Origin of the sequence: Streptomyces sp. MK37H (assembly GCF_018035285.1) — a bacterium.
Taxonomy (GTDB): Bacteria; Actinomycetota; Actinomycetes; order Streptomycetales; family Streptomycetaceae; genus Streptomyces; species Streptomyces endocoffeicus.
On record NZ_JAAAYH010000020.1, the window covers coordinates 1 to 13,821 of the forward strand.

Annotated in this window: 15 protein-coding genes and 1 riboswitch; of the genes, 4 read left to right on the forward strand and 11 right to left on the reverse strand. The window is 69.6% G+C overall.

Annotation, left to right across the window (positions count from 1 at the left end; translation table 11 throughout):
- The first annotated feature begins 76 nt into the window (after positions 1-76).
- Together GWI24_RS05300 and GWI24_RS05305 are read left to right on the forward strand one after the other, a co-directional pair.
- Entirely contained in the window at positions 77-1,093 is a 1,017-nt protein-coding gene (locus GWI24_RS05300) for an alpha/beta hydrolase family protein (protein WP_210944732.1), read from the forward strand.
- An 8-nt stretch (positions 1,094-1,101) separates the two neighbouring features.
- Positions 1,102-1,166, forward strand: a riboswitch (guanidine-III (ykkC-III) riboswitch).
- A 33-nt stretch (positions 1,167-1,199) separates the two neighbouring features.
- Positions 1,200-1,520 (forward strand): multidrug efflux SMR transporter, encoded by a 321-nt coding sequence (locus tag GWI24_RS05305; protein WP_210944733.1) that lies wholly within the window; start codon positions 1,200-1,202, stop codon positions 1,518-1,520.
- A gap of 63 nt (positions 1,521-1,583) precedes the next feature.
- Here GWI24_RS05305 and GWI24_RS05310 read toward each other — a convergent pair whose 3' ends face one another.
- The 6 genes from GWI24_RS05310 to GWI24_RS05335 form a co-directional block, all read right to left on the reverse strand.
- Positions 1,584-2,909, reverse strand: a complete 1,326-nt coding sequence (locus GWI24_RS05310) for a dicarboxylate/amino acid:cation symporter (RefSeq protein ID WP_210944734.1) — start codon at positions 2,907-2,909, stop codon at positions 1,584-1,586.
- 377 nt (positions 2,910-3,286) lie between these two features.
- On the reverse strand, positions 3,287-3,574 hold the full coding sequence (locus GWI24_RS05315) for a DUF4229 domain-containing protein (RefSeq protein ID WP_308343487.1): 288 nt from the start codon (positions 3,572-3,574) through the stop codon (positions 3,287-3,289).
- Between the two features lie 109 nt (positions 3,575-3,683).
- A complete protein-coding gene (locus GWI24_RS05320; RefSeq protein ID WP_210944735.1) occupies positions 3,684-4,208 on the reverse strand; it encodes a GNAT family N-acetyltransferase in 525 nt (174 codons plus the stop codon).
- Between the two features lie 99 nt (positions 4,209-4,307).
- On the reverse strand, positions 4,308-4,967 hold the full coding sequence (locus GWI24_RS05325) for a UdgX family uracil-DNA binding protein (RefSeq protein ID WP_210944736.1): 660 nt from the start codon (positions 4,965-4,967) through the stop codon (positions 4,308-4,310).
- Between the two features lie 128 nt (positions 4,968-5,095).
- Positions 5,096-6,274: an aminofutalosine synthase MqnE gene (mqnE, locus tag GWI24_RS05330; protein WP_210944737.1), complete on the reverse strand. Its 1,179-nt coding sequence runs from the start codon at positions 6,272-6,274 to the stop codon at positions 5,096-5,098.
- Between the two features lie 45 nt (positions 6,275-6,319).
- A complete protein-coding gene (locus GWI24_RS05335; RefSeq protein ID WP_020869409.1) occupies positions 6,320-6,781 on the reverse strand; it encodes an Lrp/AsnC family transcriptional regulator in 462 nt (153 codons plus the stop codon).
- 112 nt (positions 6,782-6,893) lie between these two features.
- Here GWI24_RS05335 and GWI24_RS05340 point away from each other — a divergent pair, with 112 nt between their 5' ends.
- Positions 6,894-7,070 (forward strand): hypothetical protein, encoded by a 177-nt coding sequence (locus GWI24_RS05340; RefSeq protein ID WP_210944738.1) that lies wholly within the window; start codon positions 6,894-6,896, stop codon positions 7,068-7,070.
- Here the strand turns inward: GWI24_RS05340 and GWI24_RS05345 are convergent.
- The 3 genes from GWI24_RS05345 to GWI24_RS05355 form a co-directional block, all read right to left on the reverse strand.
- Positions 7,067-7,741 carry a UbiX family flavin prenyltransferase gene (locus tag GWI24_RS05345; RefSeq protein ID WP_210944774.1) on the reverse strand — a complete coding sequence of 225 codons (675 nt, stop codon included), beginning with the start codon at positions 7,739-7,741 and terminating at the stop codon, positions 7,067-7,069. The two genes, GWI24_RS05340 and GWI24_RS05345, sit on opposite strands and share 4 nt — an antisense overlap.
- Before the next feature lie 81 nt (positions 7,742-7,822).
- A complete protein-coding gene (mqnP, locus tag GWI24_RS05350; protein ID WP_210944739.1) occupies positions 7,823-8,746 on the reverse strand; it encodes a menaquinone biosynthesis prenyltransferase MqnP in 924 nt (307 codons plus the stop codon).
- Positions 8,743-10,194, reverse strand: a complete 1,452-nt coding sequence (locus tag GWI24_RS05355; RefSeq protein ID WP_210944740.1) for a menaquinone biosynthesis decarboxylase — start codon at positions 10,192-10,194, stop codon at positions 8,743-8,745. Before GWI24_RS05355 ends, mqnP begins: the two co-directional genes overlap by 4 nt.
- A 90-nt stretch (positions 10,195-10,284) precedes the next feature.
- Here GWI24_RS05355 and GWI24_RS05360 point away from each other — a divergent pair, with 90 nt between their 5' ends.
- Positions 10,285-10,776: a PLD nuclease N-terminal domain-containing protein gene (locus tag GWI24_RS05360; RefSeq protein ID WP_210944741.1), complete on the forward strand. Its 492-nt coding sequence runs from the start codon at positions 10,285-10,287 to the stop codon at positions 10,774-10,776.
- 103 nt (positions 10,777-10,879) lie between these two features.
- Here the strand turns inward: GWI24_RS05360 and ccsB are convergent, their stop codons facing one another.
- Together ccsB and GWI24_RS05370 are read right to left on the reverse strand one after the other, a co-directional pair.
- Positions 10,880-11,974 (reverse strand): c-type cytochrome biogenesis protein CcsB, encoded by a 1,095-nt coding sequence (ccsB, locus tag GWI24_RS05365; RefSeq protein ID WP_210944742.1) that lies wholly within the window; start codon positions 11,972-11,974, stop codon positions 10,880-10,882.
- Positions 11,971-13,818 carry a cytochrome c biogenesis protein ResB gene (locus tag GWI24_RS05370; RefSeq protein WP_210944743.1) on the reverse strand — a complete coding sequence of 616 codons (1,848 nt, stop codon included), beginning with the start codon at positions 13,816-13,818 and terminating at the stop codon, positions 11,971-11,973. Before GWI24_RS05370 ends, ccsB begins: the two co-directional genes overlap by 4 nt.
- Positions 13,819-13,821 lie beyond the last annotated feature (3 nt).

Sequence of the window (13,821 nt, forward strand, 5' to 3'; positions counted from 1 at the left end):
GACATCAAAGTTTCAACTGACCACGCACCGTGCCCCGTTCAGCTCCGTAACGCAGTGCCGCGAAGGAGAACGAACGATGCCGAACCGCCGTCGCACGCTCGCCGCGCTGACCGCGCTGGCCGCCGCACCGCTCCTCCCCGCCCGCGCGGAAGCCCGTTCCCCGGAGCCCGGCTCCTCGAAGGCCCGTTCCCCGGAAGCCCTTGCCGGACACCGGACGTCCGCCCGCGCACGCCTCGTGGCCGCGGAGCGCGTCGGCGAGCGCGTCCTGGACCTGACGATCGACTCGCCCGCCCTGGGCCGCGAGGGCCACGCCCGCGTCCTCCTCCCCACCGGATACGACCGCAGACCCCACCACCGCTGGCCCGTCCTCTACCTGCTCCACGGCTGCTGCGACCCGGGCCCCGGCTGGGAGGCATGGACCCGCAACACCGATGTCGAGGCCATCACCGCCGCCACCCCGGCCCTGATCGTCTCCCCCGAGGGCGGCCCCGCCGGCTTCTACTCCAACTGGTGGAACGGCGGCCACTACGGCCCGCCCGCCTGGGAGACCTTCCACCTGGCCGAGTTGCGCCCCCTGCTGGAGCGTGCCCTGCGGGCCAACGGCCGCCGGGCGATCGCCGGTCTGTCCATGGGCGGCTTCGGCGCCCTCTCCTACGCCGCCCGCCACCCCAGCCTCTTCCGCGCGGCGGCCTCCTTCAGCGGCGTCATCCACACCACCCTGGATCCCACCGGCGTATCGGACATCCTTACGGGCCAAGGCGCCGACCCGACGGCCCTCTGGGGAGACCCCACCGCCCAGTCCGCGCTCTGGGACGCCCACAACCCGTACGCCCTCATCCCCCGGCTCCCCCGCGGCTACCCGCTCTACCTCGCCTGCGGCAACGGCGCCCCCGGCCCCCTCGACCCACCGGGGCGCCCCGAGGACGCCCTGGAGCGCGGTCTCGGCGAGATGGCCCAGCGCTATGTACGCCGCGCCCGCACCCACGGTCTGGCCGTCACCGCCCACCTCTACGGCCCCGGCACCCACACCTGGCCCTACTGGGAGCGCGAACTCACCCACGCCCTCCCCCTGCTCACCGCCCGGCTCGTCTGACGCGGGAGGTTTGCTACGGTCCGGAGGAACCCGACGAGACGCGCCGTACCGGGACCCGCAAAGACGACGCACCCCCGTAATCGAGAGACTTCACGGAGGTGCCGTCATGGCATGGGTCCTGCTGCTCACGGCCGGGCTGTTCGAGATCTGCTGGTCGATCGGCATGAAGCTGAGCGACGGCTTCACCCGGCTGTGGCCCAGTGTGTTCACCGTCGCCGGTCTGATCGTGAGCATGGGGCTGCTGAGCGCGGCGGTGAGGAGCCTGCCCATCGGCACGGCCTACGGCGTCTGGGTCGGCATCGGCGCGGTCGGCACCGCGCTGCTGGGCATGCTGCTCTTCCACGAACCGGTCACCCCGGCCCGGATCTTCTTCCTGCTGCTGCTGGTGGTGGCCATCGTGGGCCTGGAGGCCACGGCGGGCGGGTGAACAGCACGCGGTGCCCCCGGACCGCGGAGAGGTCCGGGGGCACCGCCTGTCGCTCGGCAGGTGTTACGCGGCGGCCAGTTGGGGCTCCGGCTCGTCGCGGTCGTCCAGCGGGGAGGCGCTGGCGTGGGCGTACGCCTCGTGGTCGAGGATCTTCTCGCGGGCGGAGACGATCACCGGTATCAGCGATTGTCCCGCAACGTTGGTGGCGGTCCTCATCATGTCCAGGACCGGGTCGATGGCCATCAGCAGGCCGACGCCCTCCAGGGGGAGCCCCAGGGTGGAGAGGGTCAGGGTCAGCATGACCGTGGCGCCCGTAAGGCCGGCGGTGGCGGCGGAGCCGATCACCGAGACGAAGGCGATCAAGAGGTAGTCGCCGACGCCGAGGTTCACGTCGAAGATCTGGGCGATGAAGATCGCGGCGATCGCGGGGTAGATCGAGGCGCAGCCGTCCATCTTCGTCGTCGAGCCGAAGGGCACCGCGAAGGAGGCGTACTCCTTGGGAACGCCCAGCCGCTCGGTGACCTTCTGGGTCAGCGGCATGGTGCCGACCGAGGAGCGGGAGACGAAGGCGAGCTGGATGGCGGGCCAGGCGCCCTTGAAGAAGTTCAGGGGGTTGACCTTGGCGACGGTCGCGAGCAGCAGCGGGTAGACGCCGAACATCACCAGCGCGCAGCCGATGTAGATGTCGGCGGTGAAGGTCGCGTACTTGCCGATCAGGTTCCAGCCGTAGTCGGCGATGGCGGTGCCGATGAGGCCCAGGGTGCCCAGCGGGGCGAGGCGGATGACCCACCACAGGGCCTTCTGGAGCAGTTCGAGCACCGACTGGCTCAGGGTGAGGATCGGCTGGGCCTTCTCGCCGAGCTGAAGGGCGGCGACGCCGGCGACGGCGGCGAGGAAGACGATCTGCAGGACGTTCAGCTCGGTGAACGGGGTGATGACGTCGGTCGGCACAATACCGGTGAGGAAGTCCAGCCAGGAGCCCGCGTGGTCGGGCTTGGCGCCGTCCTTCGGGGTCAGGTCGGTGCCCGCGCCGGGGTTGGTGACCAGGCCGATCGCCAGGCCGATGGCGACGGCGATGAGCGAGGTGGCCATGAACCACAGCAGGGTGCGGGTCGCCAGCCGGGCGGCGTTGTTGACGTTCCGCAGATTGGTGATCGAGATCAGGATCGCGAAGAACACCAGCGGCGCGACGGCCAGCTTCAGCAACTGGACGAAGATGGTGCCGATCTTGTCGAGCGTGGTGACCAGCCAGCCGACATCACCGCTGCGGGCGATCCAGCCGAGCACCACACCGAGGACGAGGCCCAGCAGGATCTGCGCCCAGAAGGGCACCTTGGGCAGGCGGAAGGACGACGATCCATGGGGGGACGCCTTGAGGGCGGACGACAACGGACACACTCCGGTGGAGGTAAGAGAGCGGGAGAAAGCCAGGAGTCCGTACGGGATCTCCGGCCGCTGTGCGCGAGGTGGATCAGCGGCGACGACAGGCCGCGGACAGCCAGCGGCAAAGATCGATGTGCAGGCGCGCCACGAGCGGAACGCTCGCTGAGATGTGGGGCGCGGCTGCTGTCTTCATGACAAGTACGTTAACACCGCCGCTTTGGGGAACCCAAAGGAAATCTTTGACTTCTGGGGGTGCCTGAGGGCATCTGAGGGCGTCTGAGGGACGAAAAGACATCAACGCCCCTTGCGCCAGCGGAAACTGGCCCAAGGGGCGTCGGTGGAGTGTGCGGGGTGGTGTGAGGAGGGTTACAGCCCAGCGCCGGTCAGACGCCGTCCTCCTGGCTCTGGTTCGCCGCCAGCCGCTCCTTGGCGCGGTCCACCCTCTCGGCGACCTCGACGGCCATGGCATCCCGCTGCTTGCGCAGCATCACCCAGCTGAGCGGCGCGGAGACGACCAGCGCGAGCAGCATCACCCAGAAGAGATTGGCGCTGCCGAGGCCGGAGGGCAGCACCCGGAAGTAGACCAGGGCCCAGATGGCCAGGAACGAGCCGACGAAGATTCCCAGGCGCATGAGGGTGTAGCGGAACGCGGCGCTCGGCGTGAAGGACACGACTCGTCCTCTCTCTCCTGGGAGTCCTGTGGGGAGTTCTGCTGCGAGGTCTTCCGGTGGCTACCGCCGGAAGAACCTGTCCTCCCAGTGAACCACGGCCGGTTTCTGATCAATTCAGCGGCAGCCACATGGTGACGTCGTCCCGGAAGTCGTCGTCCGCGACCTTGATCGCGCCGGGCACCCGCCCGACCTCCTTGTAGCCGCACCGCTCGTAGAAGAGGTCCGCCCCGGTGCCGCCGCGGCAGGTGAGCCGTATGCCCCGGATGCCGTCCATATCGCGCGCGGCGTCCTCGGCGGCGGCCATAAGGGCGCGGCCGTATCCCTTGCCCTGGTGGGAGGGGTGCACCATCACGGTGTAGAGCCAGCACCAGTGGCGCATCAGCCGGTGGGTGTTGAAGGTGAAGAAGGCGGTGGCGGCCACCGCGCCGTCCTCGTCGCGGCCCAATAGCAGACGGGTCCGGCCCTCCGTCATCGCGGCGAGGTGCTTGATCAGCTCGGGGCGTATGTCGTCCTTGGCCACGGGCGGTACGAAGCCGACGGCGCCGCCCGCGTTCGAGACGTCGGCCCAGAGGGCGCAGACGGAGTCGAGCAGCTCGGGGGTGGTCTCGGGGTCGAGTTCACAGCGCAGGGGCATGCGATCGACGATACCCAGGGGGTCTGTCAGCGCCCCCGCGCGCCCCGAGACCGTACGCGACCGCGGTCCGGCCGGCCTGGTACGCGACCGCGGTCCGGCTCAGCCCAGTGCCTCCGCCGCGACCCTCAGATCGGCCACCAGCCCCTCGTACACCGCCTCCCGGTCATCGGCCCGCAACACCGCGGAGGGATGGATCGTGGGGACGATCAGGGCGCCGCGCGCCGGTCCCGACGGGTCGCCCTCCAGCCGCGTGCCGCGCTGCTTGGTCACCCGGAACGACGAGCCCAGCAGTGCCTTGCCCGCCGTGGCGCCGAGCGCCACGACCACCTCGGGCTCGATCAGCTCCAGCTCGGCCTCCAGCCAGGGCCCGCAGGCGGAGAGCTCGCGCAGGCTCGGCGGCTTGTGGATGCGCCGCTTGCCGCGCTCGGGGACGTGGGTGAACTTGAAGTGCTTGACGGCGTTGGTGATGTACGTCTCGTCCGGGTCGATCCCGGCCTCGTCCAGGGCCCGGTCGAGGACCTTGCCCGCAGGGCCCACGAAGGGCTTGCCCTGCCGGTCCTCCTGGTCGCCCGGCTGCTCGCCGACGAGCACGACCCGGGCGTCCGGATCCCCGGCGCCGAAGACGGTCTGCGTGGTGTCACGGTGCAGCGGGCAGCCGTGGCATCCGGCCGCCGCTTCCCGGAGCGCGCCCAGGTCGGCGCCCTCCGGGACGAAGGGGGCGGCGGTGTACGCGTCCTCGGGGCTCTTGATACCGGCCATGGCTCCCGAGTGCCCCGCTCGGCGGCCGTCAGACAGCGGCCGCCGAGCGGAGGGCGATACGGGTCACACCGGCGGTACGCCCGCGATACGCGTCACACCCGCCGTACGGATCACACCCGCCGTACGGATCACACCCGCATCGGCTGCGGGGTCTCGCGGCGGGCCGGGTCCGGGCCCTCGAACTCGCGGATGACCTCGTAGCGGGTGTTCCGCTCCACCGGCCGGAACCCGGCGTCCCGGATCAGGTCGAGCAGGTCGTCACGGGTGAGCTTGTTGGGCGTCCCGTAGGCGTCGGCGTCGTGGGTGATCTTGTACTCCACGACCGACCCGTCCATGTCGTCCGCGCCGTGGTTGAGCGCGAGCTGTGCGGTCTGCACGCCGTGCATCACCCAGAAGACCTTGACGTGCGGCACGTTGTCGAAGAGCAGCCGCGAGACCGCGAAGGTCTTCAGCGCCTCCGCGCCGGTGGCCATGGTGGTGCGGGCCTGAAGGCGGTTGCGGATCTTGCCGTCCTTCATGTCCACGAAGTCGTGCTGGTAGCGCAGCGGGATGAAGACCTGGAAGCCGCCGGTCTCGTCCTGGAGCTCACGCAGGCGCAGCACATGGTCCACCCGGTGACGGGGCTCCTCGATGTGCCCGTAGAGCATCGTGCAGGGCGTCTTGAGCCCCTTCTCGTGCGCGAGCCGGTGGATGCGCGACCAGTCCTCCCAGTGGGTCTCGTGGTCGACGATGTGCTGCCGGATCTCCCAGTCGAAGATCTCGGCGCCGCCACCGGTGAGCGACTCCAGCCCGGCATCGATCAGCTCGTCGAGGATCTCCGAGGCGGGCATGGAGGAGATCTTCTCGAAGTGGTGGATCTCGGTGGCGGTGAACGCCTTGAGGGAGACCTGCGGAAGGGCCTCCTTGAGCGCCTTGAGCGACCGCGGGTAGTAGCGCCAGGGGAGGGTCGGGTGCAGGCCGTTGACGATGTGCAGCTCGGTGAGGTTCTCGTTCTCCATCGCCTTGGCGAGGCGGACGGCCTCCTCGATGCGCATCGTGTAGGCGTCCTTCTCGCCGGGCTTGCGCTGGAAGGAGCAGTACGCGCAGGACGCGGTGCACACGTTCGTCATGTTGAGGTGGCGGTTGACGTTGAAGTGCACGACGTCGCCGTTCTTACGGGTGCGCACCTCATGGGCGAGACCGCCCAGCCAGGCCAGATCGTCGGACTCGTAAAGGGCGATGCCGTCCTCCCGCGAGAGCCGCTCGCCCGCGCGGACCTTCTGCTCCAACTCCCTTTTGAAACCCACGTCGTGTGTGGTCCCCGTCACCCCGGTCGCCTCCCATACGTCTGCTGATGTCAGCCTTCGCCGAGACTACGCCTCGATGTCCTCCGGAAGCTCGCCGACCCGGTTTTCCCACTTCGTGGACAGCACGATCGTGGTCCGGGTGCGGGATACGCCCTTGGTGCCGGAGAGCCGGCGGATGGTCCGCTCCAGGCCGTCCACATCGGATGCGCGCACCTTGAGCATGTAGGAGTCGTCGCCCGCGATGAACCAGCAGTCCTCGATCTCGGCGAGCTCGCGCAACCGGTGGGCCACCTCCTCGTGGTCGGTGGCGTCCGAGAGCTGGATGCCGATCAGCGCGGTGACGCCCAGTCCCAGGGAGGCGGCGTCCACGGTCGCGCGATAGCCGGTGATCACCCCGGCGGCCTCCAGGCGGTTGATCCGGTCCGTGACGCTGGGCCCGGAGAGGCCGACGAGCCTGCCGAGCTCGGCGTAGGAGGCCCGGCCGTTCTCCCGCAGGGCCTGGATGAGCTGCCTGTCCACCGCGTCCATAAGCACGTGCGCCTTCCATTATTCAGAGATTGAGCGAGATTACATGTAGAATCTAAGGCATCAGGACCACAAGTCCTGTAAATCTTTTAGGCGATCGACCATCCCTCAGGAGATGAGACTCACCGTGTACACGATCGAGGGCCTTGAGGCCCGCATGCTCGAGCTGCGGGACCTGGCCAGCCGCTCGCGTGCAGCCCGTACCACCGACCGGCCCGTCTCCCGCGCGGCCCGCCGCGCGGCCGTCGTCGCGGCCCGCGCCGCGCGCACCAGGCGGCGCTGGACCCGCTAGGCCGTTCCCCGGTCCCGGTCCCCACCGAGTTCCCCCTCCCACCGGCGGTACAGCTTGTGCGGCACCCCTGCCGCGTCCAGCACCCGCCCCGCGACGAAGTCCACCAGATCCTGGATGTGCGTCGCCCCCGCGTAGAACGCCGGCGAGGCGGGCAGCACCACCGCGCCCGCCTCGTCCAGCGTCACCAGAGCCTTCAGCGTCTGTCCGCTCAGCGGTGTCTCGCGCACCGCCACCACGAGCTTGCGCCGTTCCTTGAGCGTGACGCTCGCGGCCCGCTGGAGCAGGTCCTTCGACAGCCCGAGCGCCACCCCGGCCACACACGCGGTGCTCGCCGGGACGATCAGCATCCCCTTGGCCGGATACGAGCCGGAGGACGGCCCGGCCGCCAGGTCCCCGGGCGACCAGTGGGTCACGTCCGCCACCTCGGCGGGCACCTCGAAGGCGTCGGGTGTGCCGTCCGCGCCACGCGCCAGCCAGCGGCGCAGATCGTCACGCCAGTGGGCGTCCCGGAATCCGATCCCCGTCTCGTCCAGCAGCGTCAGCCTTGACGCCCGGCTGACCACCAGGTCGACCGCCTCCCCCGCCGCCAGCAGCGCGCGCAGCACCGAGGCGGCGTACGGCGTCCCGGACGCGCCGGACACACCGACCACCCAGGGACGGCGCCCGCCCACTTCTTCGTGCGGCCCGTACGGCTCATGTGGCCCGTAAGGCTCGTGCGGCGTCTCCACGTCACCGAGCCTATCCGGCGGGTCTCACAGGCCGAGGCCCCGCACCACGAGGTCGAGGAGCGCGCAGCAGAACAGGGCGATCCCGATGAAGCCGTTGACCGTGAAGAAGGCGCGGTTCAGCCGGGACAGATCGCCCGGCCGCACGATGGTGTGCTCGTACGCGAACGCCGCCGCGACGATCGCCAGCCCGACCCAGAAGAACGCCCCGGCGTCCGTGGCCAGCGCGTACCAGACCAGCAGGGCCGTGGTGACCACATGGCAGACGCGCGCCCCGTAGAGGGCGCCCGCGATGCCGAAGCGGGCCGGCACCGACCGCACCCCGTGCGCCCGGTCGGCCGCCACGTCCTGGCAGGCGTAGATCAGGTCGAAGCCGCCGATCCAGATGCCGATCGCGAGCCCCAGGATCGCCGCGTCCCACGACCATTCGCCGGTGACCCCGATCCAGGCGCCGACCGGCCCGATGGCCTGGGCCACGCCCAGGATGGCGTGCGGATAGTCGGTGAACCGCTTGCCGTACGGATAGACCACCATCGGCACCACCGCGAGCGGCGCCAGCGCCAGGCAGAGCGGGTTCAGGAGCGCCGCCGAGCCCAGGAAGACGGCGAGCGCGATGAGCGCGCCGGTCCACGCGGTGCGCACCGAGACGGCGCCGGTGACCAGCTCACGGCCGGCGGTGCGCGGATTGCGGGCGTCGATCTCGCGGTCGATGATCCGGTTGCAGGCCATCGCGAAGGTGCGCATGCCCACCATGGCGATCGTGATCAGCAGCAGCCGCGTCCAGTGGACGGTGCCGTCCCACAGATGCATCGCGGTCAGCGCGGCGATGTAGGCGAAGGGCAGCGCGAAGACCGAGTGCTCGATCATCACCAGCCGCAGAAAGGCCCGGACCCGGCCGGGCGGCGCCGGTTCGGGGCCGAAGAGATCGGGGGTCGCGGAATCGGCGCTCACAGCCCGTACTCCTTCCATCGCTTCGTCACCCGATCGGCGGTCTCCGGATCGGACATGACCATGCGCGGCCATCCGCCGTCGCGCGTATAGCCCTCCTCGGGCCATTTCGCGGTGGCGTCGATGCCCGCCTTACCGCCCCAGAACTGCTGGTACGAGGCGTGGTCGAGATGGTCGACGGGGCCTTCGACCACGGTCAGATCGCGGGCGTAGTCGGTGTTCCCCAGAGCGCGCCAGGAAACCTCGTGCAGATCGTGGACATCGCAGTCGGCGTCGACCACGACGATCAGCTTGGTGAGCGACATCATGTGGGCGCCCCAGATGGCGTGCATCACCTTCTGCGCGTGCTTGGGGTACTTCTTGTCGATCGAGACGATCGCGCAGTTGTGGAACCCGCCGGACTCGGGGAGGTGGTAGTCCACGATGTCCGGGATGATGATCTTGAGCAGCGGGAGGAAGAACCGCTCGGTCGCCCTCCCCAGCGGTCCGTCCTCGGTCGGCGGACGGCCCACCACGATCGACTGGAGCAGCGGCCGCCGCCGCATCGTCACACAGTCGATGGTCAGGGCCGGGAACGGCTCCTGGGGCGTGTAGAAGCCCGTGTGGTCGCCGAACGGGCCCTCCGGCAGCGTCTTCCCGGGCTCCAGCCAGCCCTCGATGACGACCTCGGCGGCCGCCGGGACCTGGATCGGCACCGTCTTGCAGTCCACCATCTCGACCCGCCGGCCCTGGACGAACCCCGCGAAGAGGTACTCGTCGATGTCGCCGGGCAGCGGCGCGGTCGCGGCGTAGGTCACGGCGGGCGGCGCGCCGAAGGCGATCGCCACCGGGAGCTTCTCCCCGCGCCGGGCGGCCACTTGGTAGTGGTTGCGGCTGTCCTTGTGGATCTGCCAGTGCATGCCGATGGTGCGGCGGTCATGGCGCTGGAGGCGGTAGAGGCCGAGGTTGCGCACCCCGGTCTCCGGGTGCTTGGTGTGGGTCAGGCCGAGGTTGAAGAACGACCCGCCGTCCTCGGGCCAGGTGAACAGCGCCGGAAGCTGGTCCAGATCGACGTCCTCGCCGGTGAGGACCACCTCCTGGACGGGCGCCTCCTTCACCTTCCGCGGCGGAACATGGGCCATCGAGCCCAGCTTCCCGAACGCCTCGCGCAGTCCCACGAACCCCTGCGGCAGCTCGGGCTTGACCAGCCCGCCGATCTTCTCGCTGATCTCGTCGTACGAGCGGAGTCCCAGGGCCTTCAGGAGGCGGCGGTCGGTGCCGAAGACATTCATGGCCAGCGGCATCGCCGAACCCTTGACGTTCTCGAAGAGCAGCGCGGGGCCGCCCGCCTTGTTGACCCTGTCGACGATCTCCCCGACCTCGAGATAGGGATCGACCTCGGCCTTGACCCTCTTGAGGTCGCCTTCCCTGTCGAGCGCCCGCAGAAAGGAACGAAGATCGTCATAAGCCATACGTCCCAGTATCCGGTACGCACTACCCTGGTCCCGTAACTGGGGGCCCGAGCCACCGCCCCGAACACCACACGCAGGGGGAATCGCCTCATGCTACGGGTGCTGATGATCCTGGTGCCGCTGGCACTGAGCATCTACGCGTTCATCGACTGCATCACCACCGACGAACAGGACATCCGCTATATCCCCAAGCCCATCTGGGCGATCCTCGTCCTGCTGTTCCCCGTCGTGGGCTCCATCTCCTGGCTGATCGCGGGCCGCAAGCGCGCCGTCCCCGGGGGTGCCGGCCGGCCCGGGGCCCGGAGCGCGGGCGGCGGGGGCGGCTGGGTCGCGCCGGACGACAACCCCGAGTTCCTCAAGTCCCTGAACGACAAGGGCCCTGAGGACGACGGGGACGGACCGGCCGACACGCCCGGCGACCGTGAGAGCGACGAGGAGCGCCTGAGGGACTGGGAGGCCGACCTCCGCCGCCGCGAGGAGGAGCTGCGCCGCAAGGGCGATGGGCCGGGCTCCGGTTCGGGTTCCGGTTCCGGTTCCGGCTCCGGGTCAGGTCCGGAGGACACCCCGCCGGCGGCGTCCTGAGGAGCGGCCGCGTCCGGAAGAGCGGCCAGGCGGCCCGAGAAGCGCGACAACGGCCGGTTCCCCCGACATGGGTCAGGGGAACCGGCCGTTGCGTTGTCCGGTGTCAGACCCCGGCGTAGGAGTGCTTGCCGGTGATGAAGATGTTGACGCCGTAGTAGTTGAACAGGTAGCAGCCGAAGGCGATCAGCGCCAGGTAGGCGGCCTTGCGGCCCTTCCAGCCGGCGGTGGCGCGGGCGTGCAGGTAGCAGGCGTAGGCGACCCAGGTGATGAAGGACCAGACCTCCTTGGGGTCCCAGCCCCAGTAGCGGCCCCAGGCGGCCTCGGCCCAGATCGCGCCCGCGATGATCGTGAAGGTCCACAGCGGGAAGATCGTGGCGTTGATCCGGTACGCGAACTTGTCCAGCGACGCCGCCGAGGGCACCCGCTCCAGAACGGACTTGGCGAACCGGCCGAACTGCTTGCCCTCCGGGTTCTCCAGCTGGACCTCGTAGCGGTCGCGGAAGAGGTAGAGCAGCGTGGCGACGGCCCCGATGTAGAGCGAGGCGCCGGAGACGATCGCGCAGCTGACGTGGATCCACAGCCAGTACGAGTGCAGGGCCGGAACCAACTGGTCGCTCGCGGTGTACAAGACAGAGACGGCGAGACCGAGGTCGAGGAGGACCGTGGTGACGAGGGGCAGCCCGATCCAGCGCACATTCTTCTTCAGCGCCAGCAGCACCAGGTATGTGGCCACCGCGACCATGGCGAAGGTCGTGGAGAACTCGTACATGTTGCCCCACGGCGCCCGCTGCACCGACAGCGCGCGGAAGAGGACGCCCGCGGCATGAAAGAGGAAGGCCAGTACGGTCAGGCCCACCGCGATCCGGCCGTACACATCGCCCTGTTCGGTGCCGCCCGCGGCGCCCGGCCCGTCCGGGACGTCGCGGCTGCCCGCCGCGGAGCGGGTGACGATCTTCGGCCGCTCCAGGACGGCGGTGCCGCCGCTCTGCCCGCCCACCCGCACGGTCACCTTGGCGCGTTGGGCGGCCTCGGCGTCGGCGGTGATCGCGGCGGCGGTGCGGCCGACGGCGCTGCGGCTGCCGAACACCCACTCGGCGATATGCGCCAGGAAGGCGAGGGTGTAGACCGCCATCGCCGAGTAGATCAGCACGTTGCTGTAGTGAGCCAGGTTCTCGTTGACTTCGGCGGCGAGGTTCACGCGCGCGCTCCTTCGGCAGGATCTGCGGGATCTGCGGTGTCGGATGCGGATTCCGAGGCGGAGTCCTCGGTGGATTCCTTGGCGGAGTCCTTACCGGAGTCTCCGGTGGAGTCCTTACCGGAGTCCTCGGTGGAGTTCCGGTCGGGCTCCGGGTCGGGTTCCGCTTCCGGGGCCGGGGGTGCGTCCGCCTGGAGACGGACGGCCAGATCGGCGAGTTCTTCGGGCAGCTTGGCGTACTCACTGCGGCCGAGCCCCGCCATCTCGACCACCGTGGTGCCGTCGTCGCCCGTCACCGCGCGCACCCACACCCGGCGGCGCTGGATGAACAGGGAGGCGGCCAGGCCCACCAGGGCGGCCACGGCACCGATGAGGGCGCCCTGGTCACCCGGCTTGTGCGAGATCTGGAAGCTGGCCCATTCCTTGACGCCGTCGAACGACAGGGTTCCGGCGCCGTTCGGCAGCTTCATGGTGTCGCCGACCTTGAGCGCCCGGGCGAACTTGGTCTTGCCGTCGGGCTCCAGGAACTGCTTCATCCGCGACTTGTCCAGCTGGTACACGCTCTGCGGAGTACCGCCGTCCACACCGAGGCTGCCGTGGTAGGCGGTCAGGACCAGCGTCGGATTGTCCAGCGCCGGGAAGACGGAGAACATGCCCTTGCTGCGCACCCAGGTCGGCAGGAACTGCCCCTGGAAGCCGATTTGGTCCTTTTTGCCGTTCTTGTCCCGATAGTCCGGGACCTTGATGACCATGCTCTCGGTGAGGTTGGCCCCGTCGATCGGCAGCCCGACCACCGGGCCCTGGTGCACCACATCGCCCTTGCCGTCCCGGATGGTGACGACCGGCGAGTAGCCGTGGTTCAGCAGGAAGACCTTGTAGCCCGCGATCTCCAGCGGCTCGTTCACCTTGATGGAGGTCTTGTGGCTGGCGCCGTCCGCGCCGTCCCAGTAGCTCACATCGGCGCGGAAGGTGCGCGGGGTGCGCATCTGCGGACCGCTGCGTTCATAGGTCGCGGTGAAGCGGTTCAGCTGGAAGCCGAAGGGGGCGAGATCGTCGCTGTTGAACAGCTGCCCCGTCTTGATGTCGTCGTACTGGGTGAGGCTGTTGGAGAAGCCGCCGCCCTCGGTGATCAGGCTGCTGCCCTCGGTCTTCCACAGCTGCCCGGCGGCGAAGGACACCAGCAGCACGATCAGCGCGGTGTGGAAGAGCAGATTGCCCACCTCGCGCAGATAGCCCTTCTCCGCGGCCACCGCGTCACCCGAGGCCTCGAGGCGGAAGCGGCGCCCCTTCATGATCTTCCGGGCGGCCGCCAGCACCTGCTCCGGCTCGGCCTCACTGCGCCAGGTGGTGTACGCGGGAAGCCGGGTCAGCCGGCGGGGCGCGGCCGGCGGGCGGCCGCGCAGCTGGCCGATGAACTGCCAGGTGCGCGGCACGATGCAGCCGATGAGCGAGATGAACAGCAGGAGGTAGATCGCCGAGAACCACACCGAGCTGTAGACGTGGAACAGCTGCAGCTTCTCGTAGATCGGGGTGAGCGTCGGGTGCCGCTCCTGGAAGTCCTGCACCTTGAGCTGGTCGATGCTGGTCTGCGGGACCAGCGAGCCGGGGATCGTGGCGAGGGTGAGCAGCAGGAGCAGCAGCAGCGCCACCCGCATCGAGGTCAGCTGCCGCCAGAACCACCGGGCCCAGCCGAGCGGCCCCAGCGAGGGGACGTTGATCTCCTCGGCCGGGGCGGTGGACAGCTGCGACCCCGCGGCGCCGAGCTCGCGCTCCTCGGCGGTCGCGCCACCCTCGGGCGGCGTTCCGGCCTCCTTGCCGGCCGCGGTGTCGGTATCGGTGGTGGACATCGA

Bases quoted from the DNA above. Each gene is read 5' to 3' on its own strand.
- GWI24_RS05340 (WP_210944738.1), top strand. From the start codon at position 6,894: ATGAGACTCACCGTGTACACGATCGAGGGCCTTGAGGCCCGCATGCTC.
- GWI24_RS05360 (WP_210944741.1), top strand. From the start codon at position 10,285: ATGCTACGGGTGCTGATGATCCTGGTGCCGCTGGCACTGAGCATCTAC.
- GWI24_RS05370 (WP_210944743.1), bottom strand. From the start codon at position 13,818: ATGTCCACCACCGATACCGACACCGCGGCCGGCAAGGAGGCCGGAACG.
- GWI24_RS05305 (WP_210944733.1), top strand. From the start codon at position 1,200: ATGGCATGGGTCCTGCTGCTCACGGCCGGGCTGTTCGAGATCTGCTGG.
- GWI24_RS05300 (WP_210944732.1), top strand. From the start codon at position 77: ATGCCGAACCGCCGTCGCACGCTCGCCGCGCTGACCGCGCTGGCCGCC.
- GWI24_RS05320 (WP_210944735.1), bottom strand. From the start codon at position 4,208: ATGCCCCTGCGCTGTGAACTCGACCCCGAGACCACCCCCGAGCTGCTC.
- GWI24_RS05325 (WP_210944736.1), bottom strand. From the start codon at position 4,967: ATGGCCGGTATCAAGAGCCCCGAGGACGCGTACACCGCCGCCCCCTTC.
- GWI24_RS05335 (WP_020869409.1), bottom strand. From the start codon at position 6,781: ATGGACGCGGTGGACAGGCAGCTCATCCAGGCCCTGCGGGAGAACGGC.
- GWI24_RS05355 (WP_210944740.1), bottom strand. From the start codon at position 10,194: ATGGCTTATGACGATCTTCGTTCCTTTCTGCGGGCGCTCGACAGGGAA.